This window comes from Achromobacter sp. SX5, from assembly GCF_056711425.1.
Window position 1 is genome coordinate 1,129,696 of sequence record NZ_CM160041.1, and the last position, 12,021, is coordinate 1,141,716.

Consider the following 12,021-nt stretch of genomic DNA (forward strand, 5'->3'; position numbering starts at 1 on the left):
GCTCAGGCCAGGGGCTTGATGCCCACGCTGTAGGGCGGCGCGTTGCCGCGCGCGGCGGCCTTGATCTTCAGCATCGAGCCGCCGGGCGTGAATTCGAATTCCTGGTAGGGCACTTCGAACCATTGGTGGAAGCTGGTGCGCGAGAACTCGGGCACCCAGACCTTGGGCCGCTTGGGATCGCAGTGGAACTCCACCAGCGTGCGGTCTATGCCCAGCGGCCGCGTATTGCCGATGCGGTAGCTGGCCTTCAGCTCGGCGCGCTCGGTCGCGCCCGGACGCCATTGCAGGCCGATGGATTCCATGAAATGTTCGATCGCCTCGATGCCGCGATACATGGCGTTGCTCCAAAATCTGGTTTCAGTCCGAATTATCCGCCATTCCGCGCGCTTGCCCTGCGCCAATCGCCGCCATTGAACAAACCAAATGGACGCGTCGCGCCGTGGCGCGCACCATGACACCTCGAAACCCTGGACAAGGAGCTGTCATGTCGAATCTGATCCTGGCGCTGGTGAGCGCGGAACTGACTCTTTTCGGCGTCGCCGCGCCCGTCGTCGACGAACCCGCCGCCGCGCCCGAGGCGCAGGGGCCGGGCACCGCGCCCAGCTTCGATCGCGAGCATTACCGCAGCGCGCTGGGCTGATGGAACCTGCGCCGCAACGGCGCAGGAATAGGCAGATTTCAAGCAAGAACGAGCCTGTACGCCCCGGCTCGCGATTCTTACCATCCCTGTACGGAATCGGGACTCCCGGTCCGTCAGCCCCGCGGCATGTGGCCGGCGGGGCCCGCAAACGCAGGGGGTTGCATGAATACCGAGAAAATCTGGTTGGTGACGGGCGCGTCGAAGGGGCTGGGCCTGAGCCTGGTCCGGCTGCTGCTGGAGCAGGGACACAAAGTGGCGGCGACCTCGCGCGACGGCGACGCGTTGCTGGACGCGGTGGGCGCAAAGCTGGAAGGCCGCTTTCTGCCGCTGACGGTGGACCTGGCAGACGAGCGCGGCGTGCGGCGGGCGGTGCAAGCCACGGCGGTCGCCTTCGGCGGCCTGGACGTCGTGGTCAATAACGCCGGCTGCGGCCTGCAGGGCGCGCTGGACGGCCTGTCGGACCGGGAGCTGCGCGGCAGTTTCGACGTCAACGTGTTCGGCATGCTGAACGTGCTCAGGGCGGCCCTGCCGCGCCTGCGCGCGCGGCGCGGCGGGCATGTGTTCAATATTTCGTCGATCCTGGGCTTCGACGGCGGCCATCCGGACTGGGGCGCCTACAGCGCGGCCAAGTTCGCGGTCAGCGGCCTGACCGAGGCGCTGGCGGCGCAGGCCGCGCCCGACGGCTTGCGCGTGACGCTGGTGTATCCGGGCGCGATGCGCGCGGCCGATGCGCCCCATGGGCAGGGCAGCGATCCGGCCAAGATGGCGCAGGTGCTGATCGACGCGGCCCAGGCGCAGTACGCGCCGCTGCATCTGTTCCTGGGGCGCGACGCCTTCGACCAGGCGCGCGCCAAGATCCACGCGGTGCAGCAGGAACTGGCGCGCTGGCGCGAGATGTCGGTGTCCATCGGCCTGGCCGACGAAAGGCGGATCGCCGCCTGAAACGGGATGGGACGGGACGCTAGCCCGCCAGCCCGCGCGCGGCCTGGTACGCGCCCAGCAGCGCCAGGCTGATCATGAAGACCAGCTTGAAGGCGCGCGCCGAGAGCCGGGCGCGCAGCCACTGGCCCAGCGCCATGCCGGCCAGCGCGGGCGCGAGCATCAGCACCGACGCGCCGGCCGCCTCGGGCGTGTAGCCGCCGTTGATCGCCAGCCCCGCGGCCAGCGCCACGGTCGAGACCGTGAACGAAATCCCCATGGCCTGGATCAGGCCGTCCTTGCCCAGGTTCAGCGCCTGCAGGTAGGGCACGGCCGGAATCACGAACACGCCGGTGGCCGCGGTGATCACGCCGGTGACGGCGCCGACCGCCGCGCCCAGCCAGCCCTGGCGCCGCGCCGGCACGCTGGGCGGCGATCCGAACAGGCCCCAGGCGGCATAGGCCACCAGCGCCAGCCCCAGGCCGACGCCGGCCCAGCGGCCGGAAGGCGCGCCCAGCCAAAGCGCCGCGCCTATCGTGCCGACGCAGATGCCCGCCTGCATGCCGGCGACGCGGCGCAGCACGGCCGGCAGCGACGGCCACGGCCGGGCCTGCCACAGGTTGGTGATGAGCGAAGGCACGATGAGCAGGGCGGCGGCCTGGGCCGGCGCCATCAGCAGCGCCAGCAGCGCCATGGAAATCGTGGGCAGTCCCAGTCCCACCACGCCCTTGACCACGCCGGCCAGGATGAAGATGGACAGGGTGGCGGCGAACAGGGCGGGCGTGGCGCCGGGCAGCAGATCGTAGGTCGTCATGAGGCTATGCCCGCGCCTGAGGCGATGGGCGTCGGGCGGGGCCATTCGAGTGGCAGGGACTTCATTGTCCGTCGGAGATCGCCGGGCCGGAATCGGGATCTCGCGTAGCAAGCCTATGGGTTGGCCTGAGGCTGGCGTGCTACGCTTTTTGCATGCGATTCGACCTGACCGACCTGCGGCTTTTCCTCAACGTACAGGAGACCGGCTCCATCACGGCCGGCGCGCGGCGCACGCACATGACGCTGGCCTCGGCCAGCGAGCGCATCCGCGGCATGGAGGACACGCTGGGCGTGCCCCTACTGCTGCGCGGCCCGCGCGGCGTCGAGCCGACGCCGGCCGGGCGCACGCTGGCGCACCATGCGCGGGTGGTGCTGGCGCAGATGGACCGCATGCGCGGCGAACTCGACCACTACGGCCAGGGCCTCAAGGGCCACGTCCGGATGCTGTGCAACACCAGCGCGATGAGCGAGTACCTGCCGCCGGTGCTGGGCGCTTTCCTCAAAGACCATCCGCGCGTGTCGGTCGACCTGGAAGAGCGCCTGAGCCACGAGATCGCCGACGCGCTGCGCGCCGGCGCCTGCGATATCGGCGTGCTGGCGGACTCGGCCGACCTGCATGGCCTGCGCACGGTCACCTTCCGCCACGATCCGCTGGCCCTCATCGTGCCTGCCGGCCATCCGCTGGCCGCGCGCGCCTCGCTCACGCTGGCGGAGGTGGCGGATCAGGAGTTCGTGGGCCTGGTGGAAGGCAGCGCGCTGCAGGAGCATATCGCGCATCACGCGCGGCGCGGCGGCAAGGCCTTGTCCTACCGCGTGCGGCTGCGCAGCTTCGACGCCGTGTGCCGGATGGTGGGGCAGGGCGTGGGCATAGGCATCGTCCCGCGCGTGGCGGCGGCGCGCTACGGGCGCGCGGCCGGCGTGCGGCGCGTGGCGCTGGCCGACGGCTGGGCCGCGCGCGATCTGGTGCTGTGCACGCGCGACGCGCTGCCGGCCTATGCCGCCGAGCTGGTGGAATACGCGCTGCGCGACGCGCCTGGCGCGCGGGCCGGCTGAATGCCGCCCGGCTGGACGCGGACGCCAGCCGGCGTTAGCGTTAAGGCCTTGCCGGCCTCCGCGGCCGGCTTCCGCTCCCCGGTTTTCTTTCGCGCCCGCCATGCCCGACGATCCGTCCCCCGCCGCCGTCCCGTTCCATGCGCCCGATCCGCAGCTCTGCAACGGCGCCGCGCTGCGCAAGGCGACGCGGCGCGTATCGCAGCTGTACGACTCGGTGCTGGCGCCCTGCGGGCTGAAGGTGTCGCAGCATTCGATCCTGCTGCACATCGCGCGGGCGGGCACGCCCTCGCTGACCGATCTGGCGCGGGCCATGGTGCTGGACCGCTCCGCGCTGGCCCACAACCTCAAGCCGCTGGAGCGCGACGGCTACGTGCAGACCTCGCGCGATCCGCTGGACGGCCGCAGCCGCCGCGTGGCGCTGACCGAGTCCGGGCGCGCCAAGCTGGCGCAGGCCCGGCGCCTGTGGCGCGAGGCGCAGCGCCGCTTCGAGGCCGCCTATGGCGCCGAGCGCGCGGCCGCCCTGCGGCGCGCGCTGGCAGAGATCTTCTCCGAGGAGTTCGCGCTGGCCTTCAGCCGCGGCTAGGGCCTGTGCGTGGCTCCAGTCAGGGTGAACCGGCCCTGGTCCGCCTTGCTCCGATGCCCAGCATCGCGACGGCGCCCAGCACGCAGGCCATGCCGGCCAGTTGCTGCCCGGCCAGCGTCTCGCCCAGCAGGCCGGCGGCCAGCGCCACCGCGGCCACCGGGGCCAGCGCCGTGAAGAGCGCGGCCTCGGCGCCCTTCACGCGGGCCGCTCCCGCATACCAGAGCAGAAAGCCGCCCACCGTGGGCACCAGGGCGTAATAGGCCGTGGCCGCCAGCGCCGGGCCGGGCAGGGACAGGGTCCACGGCGCCTCGGCCAGGCTGGCCAGCGCCGAGAAGGCAAGGCCGCAGGCCGCCATGATGGTCGACAGCGCCAATGGCGCCACCGGCACGCGCAGCCGCTTGTTGAGCAGGATGAACAGGCCTTCGCACAGCACCGCGCCCAGGATCAGCGCGTTGCCCGCGAGCGAGGAGCCGCCGCCGTCATCGGCGGCGTGGCGCGTCATCAGCCACACGCCGAAAGCGGCGGCGGCGATGGCCGCCAGCGTGGCCTTGCCCGGGCGCTCGCCCAGCAGCACGACGGCGATGGCGGCCGACACCAGCGGCAGCGTGCCCAGGATGATGCCGCCGTCCACGGCCGAGGTCCGTTGCAGCCCGGCGATCAGCAGCGCGGTGTAGCCCACGCTGCCGGCGATGGCCTGCGCCGCCAGCAGCAGCCAGTCGCGGCGGTCCAGCCGCGGCAGCCGCGCGCCGGACAGCGCCATCAGCAGGGCGAAACAGGGCAGGGCCAGGGCGAACCGCAGCGCGGTGGCGGTAAAGGGCGGCAGGCCTGTGGCGATGATCTTGCTGGCCACCACGGTGCTGCCCACCAGCGCCATGGCGGCCGCCAGGCAGCAATAGCCTTGCATCCGGCTGTTCATGTCTCGATACGCGTGAAGTCAGGAAAACTGCAGCGTAGGCGCGGCGGCCGCGCGAGGTCTTGAACGAAATTGCAGCCCGGCCCGCGCTCAGCCGGCGGCCCGGGCGTAGCGCGCCGGCGAGACGCCGTAGGCGCGCACGAACAGCCGGGTCATGTGGCTCTGGTCGGCGAAACCGCCGGCCGCCGCGGCCTCGGCCAGCGCCGTGCCCTGGCGGATCAGGCTGCGCGCCAGCAGCAGCCGGCGCTGCATCTGGTAGGCATGCGGCGTCAGGCCGGTGGCCTGGGAAAAGGCCCGCAGCACCTGATAGCGGCTCAGGCCGCTGGCCGCGGCCAGGTCGGCCAGCGACAGCGCGGCGGCCGGATCGTCGTCGATCAGGCTGCGCGCGTGGCGGATCGCGTCGGGCGCGCCGCGCGGCCGGTCGCGGCCGCGCGCCGGCGCCGCGCCCGCCCGCGCCAGGATGCGCAGCAGCAGCACGTCGCAAGCCAGCGGCGCGGCGCCGGCCGTCGCCTGCGCGTACAGCGCCAGCACGTCGCGGGCCAGTTCGGGGCGGTCCTGCGCGGGGTGTTCGAATTCGTAGCCGCGCAGGGCGGCGGGCAGTCCGGCGGCGGCTTCGGCCACCACCTGCGGGTCCAGGTACAGCATCTGCCAGGCGCGCAGGCCGTCGCCCAGCGGCGCGCCGTCGTGCACTTCGCCCGGATTGACGGTGATGACGTGGCCCGGGCCGGCCTCGACCTGGCCGCGGCCGCTATGGGAAACCTGGGCGCCCAGGCGCATGACGCCGATGCCGTACTGCTCGTGCGTATGACGCGCGAACCGGTGCCGGCTGTGCGCGGCCACGGCCTGCACGCCGGCGAGCGCGCTGCGCTGCATGAGGAACTGGCCTGGGTTCATGGGAGCGGTCGGCCTCCGTAGTCGGACCCCAGGCAGTATCGCCCGCCCGGGCCGGCGCGATCAAGCTATTGCAGGCCGTTCCAGCGGGCCACGGCGGGTTCGGCCGCGGCCCATTTCCATTGGCCGCCGGGCTGGCGGCAGATCAGGCTGGTGTAGGCGGGCGCCGGCGCCTGGTCCTGCTCGACCGTGAACAGCACTTCGCGGCAGCGCGTCAGCGGGGTGTCGATGTCGCGCACCACCTGGATGGCGCCGCGCTCGTTGCCCACCGGCAGCGCATGGCGGATCTGCCACTGCCGCACGTGCCCGATGGCGAGTTCGCCGGCGGCGTTGGCCATGACGTTCTGCTGGTCGTTCTTCCATTCGCGCAGCACGTATTTCACGCTGGCGTCGACCGCGGCCTGCACGGTCACGCCGATGGCGTAGCCCGCCACCGGATTGGCGGTGGCCGCGCCGCTGACCGTGCCGACCACGGCGCCGGCCGCGCCGCCGATGGACGAGCTCTGGCAGCCGGCCAGTCCCAGGCTGGCGGCCGCCAGCAGGCTTGCGGCGCGCATCACTGCAGCGAGCCCCAGCGCGCGGTGGCCGGCTCGGCGCTGGCCCAGCGCCAGCGCGCGCCGTCGCGGCACACGGTGGTGACGTAGAACTCGCGCGCGGGCGGTGCGCCGCGCTGTTCGGCCGGGGTGTCGATGGAGAACACCACTTCCTTGCATTCCAGGTCCACGCCGCCGATCAGCCGGCTGACGGTGACCTGGCCCTGCGCGTCGCTTTCGATGGGAAGCTGGTGCCTGACCTGCCAGCTGGCCACCTTGCCCACGGCCAGCGGGCCGGCGGCGGCGGCGATCGCGTCCTGCTCCTCGCCGCGGGTCTTGCGCTGCGCATAGGCCAGGGCGGCCTGCGCGCCGGCCTGCACGCCCAGGCCGATGCCGGTGGCCACCGTGGGGTTGTCCGTGACCTTGTTGGCGATGGCGGTGCCGGCGATGCCGGCGGCCGCGCCGGTGCCCTCGCTCAGCAGCGAACTGCAGCCCGACAGCGCCATGAGCGCGGCGAGGGCGAGCGCGCCGCGGACCGCGGCGCCGGGCGAAAAAATGTACGACAAACTACCTGCCCTCCTGCGTGATGCCTGGCGCGGCAAGTATAGGAGCGCGCGCCTGCGCGCCGGTAGCGGATTTGCATTTGTTGGCAATTTTGCGGGCGTATCTACGGGACAGCACACTAGACGCGCGCGCCCTTGGTGTAGACCTCGCGCAACGCGGCGGCGAACAGTGCGTCGACGTTGCGGCGCAGGCCGTCGGAGCGCGTGAAGAGCGAGATCGGCGGCAGGGTCCAGTCGAACGAATACGGCACGATGGCCGCGCCGGCGATGCGCACCAGTTCGTCGGCGATGTCGGCCGGCAGGATGGTGACCGCGCGGTCGCTGGCGACCACCATTTCCCCGATCAGCTTGGAGGAATCGCTCTGCACCGAGGGCGGCGGGGGCGCGAGCCCGGCGCGCAGGAAGATGTCGGCCACCTGTTCGCGGATCGGGCTGCCGGGCGTGCCGAGTATCCAGTCCAGGTCGGCCAGCCGGTTCCATTCCAGCCGCGACCGGGCGAGCCGCGCGGCCAGCCGGCGGCTGGCGATCAGGCGCGGCTGCTGGCGGTAAAGCACCTCGAAGGCGATGTTGGTCATGTCCACCGACGGGGTGGCCCAGCCCACCACCAGGTCCAGGCTGTGGTCGCGCAGCTGGCGCAGCAGGGCCGGACCCTGGCCTTCGTGGATGGTGGCGGTGATGTGGCGGCCCTGCGGGAGGGTGCGGCCGATGGCCGCCGACAGCATCTGGCCCGACACGAAGGGGATGACGCCGATATGCAGATGGGCCGCGTGGCCGGCGGCCACCGCCTCCATTTCCTGGACCAGATGGCCCAGGTCGTGGACCAGGGCGCGGGCCCGGGCCAGCACTACGGCGCCCAGGGCGGTGGGCGTCATGCCGCGCACGGAGCGGTCGAACAGCGGCACGCCGAACATGTTTTCCAGCTCGGCCAGGGCGTTGGTGACCGCCGGCTGGCTGGTGGCCATGTGCTCGGCCACCCGGGTCAGCGAGCCGTGCTGCTCGATCTGCAACAGCAGCATCAGGTGGCGCATCTTCAGCCGCGAGGTCAGTTTCCGGACCACCAGGTCCGGATCGAAGGCGGTCATAGGGGATACATAAGGTAAACGTAATGGGACGATATTAAATCCGAATGATCTACTTATGTCTTGGAGCCTAGAATTTTTCTATCTCAACCAGGAGGCACAGCTCCATGAATGACCAGTCGGACCGCCAGGCGGCATTGGACTATCACGAATATCCCACCCCGGGGAAAGTCTCGGTCGTGGCTTCCAAGCCGCTGGTCAACCAGCGCGACCTGGCGCTGGCCTATTCGCCCGGCGTGGCGGCGGCCTGCGAGGAAATCGTGGCCGACCCGGCCAACGTGTTCCGCTACACCGGCCGCGGCAACCTGGTGGGCGTGATCACCAACGGCACCGCGGTGCTGGGCCTGGGCAATATCGGCGCGCTGGCGTCCAAGCCGGTGATGGAAGGCAAGGCGGTGCTGTTCAAGAAGTTCGCCGGCCTGGACGTGTTCGACATCGAGATCAACGAGACCGACCCGGACAAGCTGGTCGAGATCATCGCCGGCCTGGAAGCCACTTTCGGCGGCATCAACCTCGAAGACATCAAGGCCCCCGAATGCTTCATCGTCGAGCGCAAGCTGCGCGACCGCATGAAGATCCCGGTTTTCCATGACGACCAGCACGGCACCGCCATTACCGTGTCGGCGGCCTTCATCAACGGCCTGAAGGTGGTGGGCAAGGACATCAAGCAGGTCAAGGTGGTGACCTCGGGCGCCGGCGCGGCCGCGCTGGCCTGCCTGGACCTGATGGTGGACCTGGGGCTGCCGCTGGAGAACGTCTGGGTCACCGACATCGAAGGCGTGGTCTACGAAGGCCGCACGGCGCTGATGGACCCGGACAAGGCGCGCTTCGCGCAAAAGACCGACGCGCGCAAGCTGGCCGAGGTGATCCAGGGCGCCGACGTATTCCTGGGCCTGTCGGCCGGCGGCGTGCTCAAGCCGGAGATGGTGGCGGCGATGGGTCCGCGTCCGCTGATCCTGGCGCTGGCCAACCCGACGCCGGAGATCCTGCCGGAAGTGGCGCACGGCGTGCGCGACGACGTGGTGATGGCCACGGGCCGTTCGGACTACCCGAACCAGGTCAACAACGTGCTGTGCTTTCCGTACATTTTCCGCGGCGCGCTGGACGTGGGCGCCACCACCATCACGCGCGAGATGGAAAAGGCGGCGGTGTACGCCATCGCCGAGCTGGCCGAGGAAGAGCAGAACGAAGTGGTGGCGGCGGCCTACGGCACCTATGACATTTCGTTCGGCCCGGACTACCTGATTCCCAAGCCGTTCGATCCGCGCCTGATCGTGCGCATCGCGCCGGCGGTGGCCAAGGCGGCGATGGAAGACGGCGTGGCCACGCGCCCGCTGGCCGACCTGGAGGCCTACGAGGCGCAGCTGCAGCAGTTCGTGTACCACTCGGGCGCGTTCATGAAGCCGCTGTTCGCGGCGGCCAAAAACATCGTGCGCGAGGGCGGCAAGGCTCGCATCGTGTTCACCGAAGGCGAGGACGAGCGCGTGCTGCGCGCGGTGCAGGTGGTGGTCGACGAAGGTCTGGCCCGCCCCATCCTGGTGGGCCGCCCGTCGGTGCTGCTGGCCCGCATCGAGAAATTCGGCCTGCGCCTGCGCCTGGGCGAGGACGTGGAAGTCACCAACCCGGAATACGACGAGCGCTTCCATCAGTACTGGACCACGTACTGGGAGCTGATGTGCCGCCGCGGCATCACCAAGGAAATGGCGCGGGTGGAGATGCGCCGCCGCCTGACGCTGATCGGCGCGATGATGGTGCGCCTGGGCGACGCCGACGGCATGGTCTGCGGCACGGTCGGCGCCTACCACGATCACCTGCGTTTCGTGGACGAGGTGATCGGCCGCCGTCCGGGCCACAACGTGTACGCGGCCATGAACATCCTGCTGCTCAACGAGCGCACGGTGGTGCTGGTCGACACCCACGTCAACGACGAGCCCACGGCCGAACAGATCGCCGAGTTCACGGTGATGGCGGCGCAGGAAATGGCGCGCATGAACCTGGCGCCCAAGGTGGCGCTGCTGTCGCGCTCGAACTTCGGCACCGGCAGCTCGGCCTCGGGCGCGAAGATGCGCCGCGCGCTGGAGCTGGTGCGCGAGATCGATCCGGAGCTGGAGATCGACGGCGAGATGCACGGCGACTGCGCGCTGGACGAGGCGCTGCGCATGCGCATCCTGCCTTCGTCCTCGCTCAAGGGCGAGGCCAACCTGCTGGTGTGCCCGAACGTGGACGCCGGCAACATCGCCTACAACCTGCTCAAGACCACCGCGGGCAGCAACGTGGCGGTGGGTCCGTTCCTGCTGGGCGCGAACGCGCCGGTGCACATCCTGACCTCAAGCTCGACCGTGCGCCGCATCATCAACATGGCGGCGATGACGGTGCTGGACGCCAACCGGATCGAGCCCCAGGCCTGATCGCCCGCGTAGCCTGCAAAAAAAGCGCGCTGCCCCATCGCAGGATGGGCGCAGCGCGCTTTTTTCTGGCGAGCCGGCGCGCTTAGTGGCTGCTGGCCTTCCAGGTGCCGTCGGGCTGCTTGCAGAACCAGAACTGCCATTTTTCCGTGGTGGCGGCGCGGGCGAAATCGCCCACCAGGAAGCGACAGGTCTGGTCGTTCTTGACCGTCGTGGTTTGGGTGGGCGTGAGCTGCACCGTGATCGGCGCGGCTTTCTTGGGCTGGTGCGTGCTGGTCCATTCGGTGCGCTGGCCGTCGGCTGAATTGTTCAGCGCCTGCGCGACGGCCTCGTGGAACGAGCTGCGGTCGGCCTTGGGGATCTGGGTGATGATGGCATTGTTCAGCATGACCGGCGGCGCAGCGGTCGCCGTGGTCGAGACGCCGCATGCCACGAGCAAAGAGGCAAGAACGCGGGTGGTTTTCAAGATGTGGCTCCCTGATTCGTAAAGTCGTTATGTGATGCCGGATCTCGGGGCGATAGTACCGCAGCGCGCCTCGATGAACGAAAAAAAGGCCCCCACGCCGCGCACGCTACGCGTGCTTGCTGCCCCCCGAGGGGGCGTTTTTGTCTTGGGGCGGCCCGGCGACAAAAAAGGCCCCTACGCCGCGCACGCTACGCGTGCTTGCTGCCCCCCGAGGGGGCGTTTTTGTCTTGGGGCGGCCCGGCGACAAAAAAGGCCGCCCGAACTGCCGGCGGCCAAGGTACAACAAGGGGAAGGGTGGATTCGTGCGGGCTTTATTCGCCGTAGACGCCGGCGAACGGCATGTCGTTGGGTTCGACGCCGCTGACCAGGCCGGCAGCCTTGGCGGCGGCCAGTTCGGCGCGCACTTCGGCGCGGGTCTTGCCCGATTGGGGGGCGCCGTAGACGCCGGCGAAGGGCATGTCGTTGGGTTCGACATCGCTGACCTGGCCGGCGGCCTTGGCGGCAGCCAGTTCGGCTTGCACCTGGGCGCGGGTCGGGCCTTCGTACGGGGTGCCGTAGACGCCCTGGAACGGGACGTTGTTGGGTTCGATGTTGGGCGAGGCGGCATAGGCGCCGGCGCTCAGCGCGGCCAGGGACATCACCAGGGCGGTAGCAAGGGTCTTCGTGGTCTTCATGATAAATCTCCGATTTCAAGAGCTTGGGAGCGAATTCGGCGGCCTATCCGTCGTGCTTCGTTGCTGTTTCCCGATGGCTCAATATTGCGCGGAATCGGAGTAGGGATAAACCCTGGTATCGGTAAAAGATAATTCCATAGATGGAAAGAACGGCCTATTTTAAGGCTATAGTTTCCATTAATGGGATCGATTGGCGGGCGTCTCAGTAGTGCGGCGGCAGCTCGTCGCGCAGGCTGCGAAAGGGCGCGGCGCCCTCGGGCGCCTGCTGGCGCAGCTCGGCGACTTCGCGCATCAGGCGGTCTATCTGCTGTTGCTGGCGGACGATGATCTGGTTGAGCTGGTCCAGCAGGTCGTCGGCGAAGCTGGCCTTGACTTCCAGCTCCAGCAGGCGGCGTTCGATGTCTTGCATGTTATCCATGGGCGCCATTAGAACCGATTCCCGGAATCGAGGAGGCGGATTTGGCAGGATGGTTGGACCGCGGCGCGCGGC

The 12,021-nt window shown here is 69.9% G+C and carries 15 protein-coding genes; 5 read left to right on the forward strand and 10 right to left on the reverse strand.

Annotated features, from left to right (window positions below):
• Positions 1–2 precede the first annotated feature (2 nt).
• A complete protein-coding gene (locus AC1M14_RS05190) occupies positions 3–335 on the reverse strand; it encodes a hypothetical protein (protein WP_102773811.1) in 333 nt (110 codons plus the stop codon).
• A 149-nt stretch (positions 336–484) separates the two neighbouring features.
• Between AC1M14_RS05190 and AC1M14_RS05195 the strand changes: the two genes are divergently transcribed.
• A complete protein-coding gene (locus tag AC1M14_RS05195) occupies positions 485–640 on the forward strand; it encodes a hypothetical protein (RefSeq protein ID WP_168202170.1) in 156 nt (51 codons plus the stop codon).
• Positions 641–802: 162 nt separating this feature from the next.
• Positions 803–1,582 (forward strand): SDR family NAD(P)-dependent oxidoreductase, encoded by a 780-nt coding sequence (locus AC1M14_RS05200; protein WP_111825730.1) that lies wholly within the window; start codon positions 803–805, stop codon positions 1,580–1,582.
• Positions 1,583–1,601: 19 nt separating this feature from the next.
• Here the strand turns inward: AC1M14_RS05200 and AC1M14_RS05205 are convergent, their stop codons facing one another.
• A complete protein-coding gene (locus tag AC1M14_RS05205; RefSeq protein WP_479731153.1) occupies positions 1,602–2,372 on the reverse strand; it encodes a sulfite exporter TauE/SafE family protein in 771 nt (256 codons plus the stop codon).
• A gap of 152 nt (positions 2,373–2,524) precedes the next feature.
• Here AC1M14_RS05205 and AC1M14_RS05210 point away from each other — a divergent pair, with 152 nt between their 5' ends.
• Both AC1M14_RS05210 and AC1M14_RS05215 read left to right on the forward strand, forming a co-directional pair.
• On the forward strand, positions 2,525–3,424 hold the full coding sequence (locus tag AC1M14_RS05210; protein WP_111825728.1) for a LysR substrate-binding domain-containing protein: 900 nt from the start codon (positions 2,525–2,527) through the stop codon (positions 3,422–3,424).
• Between the two features lie 100 nt (positions 3,425–3,524).
• Positions 3,525–4,007: a MarR family winged helix-turn-helix transcriptional regulator gene (locus AC1M14_RS05215; protein ID WP_102773807.1), complete on the forward strand. Its 483-nt coding sequence runs from the start codon at positions 3,525–3,527 to the stop codon at positions 4,005–4,007.
• Positions 4,008–4,026: 19 nt separating this feature from the next.
• On the opposite strand, the gene AC1M14_RS05220 is transcribed toward AC1M14_RS05215, so the two are convergent.
• The 5 genes from AC1M14_RS05220 to AC1M14_RS05240 form a co-directional block, all read right to left on the reverse strand.
• Positions 4,027–4,923, reverse strand: a complete 897-nt coding sequence (locus AC1M14_RS05220) for a DMT family transporter (protein ID WP_102773806.1) — start codon at positions 4,921–4,923, stop codon at positions 4,027–4,029.
• 87 nt (positions 4,924–5,010) lie between these two features.
• Positions 5,011–5,814: an AraC family transcriptional regulator gene (locus AC1M14_RS05225; RefSeq protein ID WP_479731154.1), complete on the reverse strand. Its 804-nt coding sequence runs from the start codon at positions 5,812–5,814 to the stop codon at positions 5,011–5,013.
• A 65-nt stretch (positions 5,815–5,879) separates the two neighbouring features.
• Positions 5,880–6,368 (reverse strand): hypothetical protein, encoded by a 489-nt coding sequence (locus tag AC1M14_RS05230; protein ID WP_102776401.1) that lies wholly within the window; start codon positions 6,366–6,368, stop codon positions 5,880–5,882.
• Positions 6,368–6,850, reverse strand: coding sequence for a hypothetical protein (locus AC1M14_RS05235; protein WP_111826312.1), 483 nt, complete (start codon positions 6,848–6,850; stop codon positions 6,368–6,370). The genes AC1M14_RS05230 and AC1M14_RS05235 overlap by 1 nt, the downstream gene beginning before the upstream one ends.
• Positions 6,851–7,026: 176 nt before the next feature.
• Positions 7,027–7,989 carry a LysR substrate-binding domain-containing protein gene (locus tag AC1M14_RS05240; protein ID WP_102776399.1) on the reverse strand — a complete coding sequence of 321 codons (963 nt, stop codon included), beginning with the start codon at positions 7,987–7,989 and terminating at the stop codon, positions 7,027–7,029.
• A 104-nt stretch (positions 7,990–8,093) separates the two neighbouring features.
• On the opposite strand from AC1M14_RS05240, the gene AC1M14_RS05245 reads away from it, so the two are divergent.
• On the forward strand, positions 8,094–10,394 hold the full coding sequence (locus AC1M14_RS05245; RefSeq protein WP_111825725.1) for an NADP-dependent malic enzyme: 2,301 nt from the start codon (positions 8,094–8,096) through the stop codon (positions 10,392–10,394).
• Positions 10,395–10,476: 82 nt separating this feature from the next.
• Here AC1M14_RS05245 and AC1M14_RS05250 read toward each other — a convergent pair whose 3' ends face one another.
• The 3 genes from AC1M14_RS05250 to AC1M14_RS05260 all read right to left on the reverse strand — a co-directional run bounded on the left by AC1M14_RS05250 (position 10,477) and on the right by AC1M14_RS05260 (position 11,949).
• Positions 10,477–10,779: a hypothetical protein gene (locus AC1M14_RS05250; RefSeq protein WP_479731155.1), complete on the reverse strand. Its 303-nt coding sequence runs from the start codon at positions 10,777–10,779 to the stop codon at positions 10,477–10,479.
• A gap of 389 nt (positions 10,780–11,168) precedes the next feature.
• Positions 11,169–11,531, reverse strand: coding sequence for a DUF4148 domain-containing protein (locus AC1M14_RS05255; protein ID WP_102773803.1), 363 nt, complete (start codon positions 11,529–11,531; stop codon positions 11,169–11,171).
• A gap of 202 nt (positions 11,532–11,733) precedes the next feature.
• On the reverse strand, positions 11,734–11,949 hold the full coding sequence (locus tag AC1M14_RS05260) for a SlyX family protein (RefSeq protein ID WP_102774154.1): 216 nt from the start codon (positions 11,947–11,949) through the stop codon (positions 11,734–11,736).
• Positions 11,950–12,021 lie beyond the last annotated feature (72 nt).

Bases quoted from the DNA above. Each gene is read 5' to 3' on its own strand.
- AC1M14_RS05195 (WP_168202170.1), top strand. From the start codon at position 485: ATGTCGAATCTGATCCTGGCGCTGGTGAGCGCGGAACTGACTCTTTTC.
- AC1M14_RS05260 (WP_102774154.1), bottom strand. From the start codon at position 11,949: ATGGATAACATGCAAGACATCGAACGCCGCCTGCTGGAGCTGGAAGTC.
- AC1M14_RS05250 (WP_479731155.1), bottom strand. From the start codon at position 10,779: ATGCTGAACAATGCCATCATCACCCAGATCCCCAAGGCCGACCGCAGC.
- AC1M14_RS05255 (WP_102773803.1), bottom strand. From the start codon at position 11,531: ATGAAGACCACGAAGACCCTTGCTACCGCCCTGGTGATGTCCCTGGCC.
- AC1M14_RS05235 (WP_111826312.1), bottom strand. From the start codon at position 6,850: ATGGCGCTGTCGGGCTGCAGTTCGCTGCTGAGCGAGGGCACCGGCGCG.
- AC1M14_RS05210 (WP_111825728.1), top strand. From the start codon at position 2,525: ATGCGATTCGACCTGACCGACCTGCGGCTTTTCCTCAACGTACAGGAG.
- AC1M14_RS05215 (WP_102773807.1), top strand. From the start codon at position 3,525: ATGCCCGACGATCCGTCCCCCGCCGCCGTCCCGTTCCATGCGCCCGAT.
- AC1M14_RS05200 (WP_111825730.1), top strand. From the start codon at position 803: ATGAATACCGAGAAAATCTGGTTGGTGACGGGCGCGTCGAAGGGGCTG.
- AC1M14_RS05240 (WP_102776399.1), bottom strand. From the start codon at position 7,989: ATGACCGCCTTCGATCCGGACCTGGTGGTCCGGAAACTGACCTCGCGG.
- AC1M14_RS05205 (WP_479731153.1), bottom strand. From the start codon at position 2,372: ATGACGACCTACGATCTGCTGCCCGGCGCCACGCCCGCCCTGTTCGCC.
- AC1M14_RS05245 (WP_111825725.1), top strand. From the start codon at position 8,094: ATGAATGACCAGTCGGACCGCCAGGCGGCATTGGACTATCACGAATAT.
- AC1M14_RS05225 (WP_479731154.1), bottom strand. From the start codon at position 5,814: ATGAACCCAGGCCAGTTCCTCATGCAGCGCAGCGCGCTCGCCGGCGTG.
- AC1M14_RS05230 (WP_102776401.1), bottom strand. From the start codon at position 6,368: ATGCGCGCCGCAAGCCTGCTGGCGGCCGCCAGCCTGGGACTGGCCGGC.
- AC1M14_RS05220 (WP_102773806.1), bottom strand. From the start codon at position 4,923: ATGAACAGCCGGATGCAAGGCTATTGCTGCCTGGCGGCCGCCATGGCG.
- AC1M14_RS05190 (WP_102773811.1), bottom strand. From the start codon at position 335: ATGTATCGCGGCATCGAGGCGATCGAACATTTCATGGAATCCATCGGC.